2 protein-coding genes are annotated in these 1237 nt (G+C 60.2%); both read right to left on the bottom strand.

What is annotated here, in order from left to right; genetic code table 11:
* Positions 1-133: 133 nt before the first annotated feature.
* A complete protein-coding gene (locus V6C16_RS13610; RefSeq protein WP_333535463.1) occupies positions 134-424 on the bottom strand; it encodes an HPr family phosphocarrier protein in 291 nt (96 codons plus the stop codon).
* 110 nt (positions 425-534) lie between these two features.
* The gene (locus tag V6C16_RS13605; RefSeq protein WP_333543482.1) at positions 535-1236 is read right to left on the bottom strand and encodes a PTS system mannose/fructose/sorbose family transporter subunit IID; all 702 of its coding nucleotides are present in this window, start codon (positions 1234-1236) and stop codon (positions 535-537) included.
* Position 1237 lies beyond the last annotated feature (1 nt).

Genomic DNA, 1237 nt, shown 5'->3' with positions numbered 1-1237 from the left:
TTCCTGCTCGGCAGGAATTTCGGCGGGCGTGATGCGCCGCTCTTCATCCTGCCGCAGCTTGTGCATGAAGCGCGCCCGGCCAATGGCAATGCCGGGAGAAACGGGAGTGCCGAAAAGTACCGCGCGGGCCATGTCAGTCCTGCATGGTGTTAAGAAGGCGGGCCAGGCCGTAAAGGGCCTCGCGGGCGTCCTGCCCTTGCGCCAGAAGGGTCAGTTCCGCATTGGCGGGCTGGGCCAAAGAAAGAATATCAAGCATGCTTTTAGCGTCGACTTCGCCGGTATCGCTGATAAGCTGTATGGTTGCGTCATAGCGCTGGGCTTCTTGCGCCAACCGCGCCGCAGGGCGGGCATGCAGGCCGTTGCGCAGGCCCAGGCAAAGCTTTAATGACAGCCCGCGTGGCGTTTCTTCGATAGTTTCTTCCATTTCCTCACCTTCTCGGGCCATAAGGCCGGACGAGGTGTGTTGGTCGTGACGGCGCAGCACGGCGGCTTCGCCTGATGCAATTTTTCGCCGTTTTGCCGGTCAGGCACATACTACATGCCTATCAGGTCAACGTCCATGAGAATAAGGGCGCCAAGGGTCATGGCCCACAGCAGAATACGCGGCAGCCGCAGGCGGGCCACCATCCATGAAGCCATAAGCACTGCAAGCGCCCCCAAAATGTAAACATCCCAGGGGAAGGGCTTGATGCGGCTCAGGGGCAGATGCCAGATCACCTGGGCTACCAGCACTGCATTGACCATCTTGAGCCTGTCCACCCAGTTGATGAGGTTGAGGCGTTTGAGGCGCACCAGCACGGGCATGCCGTGCCGCAGGCCGGAAAAAAAGCTGCCGGCCCTGAAAAACAGCAGGATAAGAAAGAAAACCGCGGCTGCCACGCATGTCAGCATGGTATGGCCCGACAACAGCAGGCTTACGCTCAGCAGCGCCCACAACGGCAGCAGCGTGCCGCTGAAAAAAGAATCTCCCAGGGCGGAAAGCGTGGTGGCAAGAGTTTCGCGTACCGATGATACGGCAAGCTCGGGCAAGGCTCCTCTGGCGATTTCTTCTTCAAGGGAAAGCAGAATGCCCACAAAAAGCGGAATCATGAAAGGGTGCGTATTGCTGTGGCCGCCATAGCGGGCAAAGGCGCGGGCGCGGGCCTCGCCCTCGGGGTAGAGCCAGCACAGGGCGGGACTGAGCACAAAGAGCAGGCCGGTCTGCTGCATGCCTCTGGCGGTTGTACCCGCGTTGATG

It is taken from the genome of Desulfovibrio sp. 1188_IL3213, assembly GCF_036763145.1.
Classification (GTDB): Bacteria; Desulfobacterota; Desulfovibrionia; order Desulfovibrionales; family Desulfovibrionaceae; genus Desulfovibrio.
Note: the sequence above shows the minus strand (reverse complement) of the source record. Positions and strands in the feature narration are given on the sequence as shown.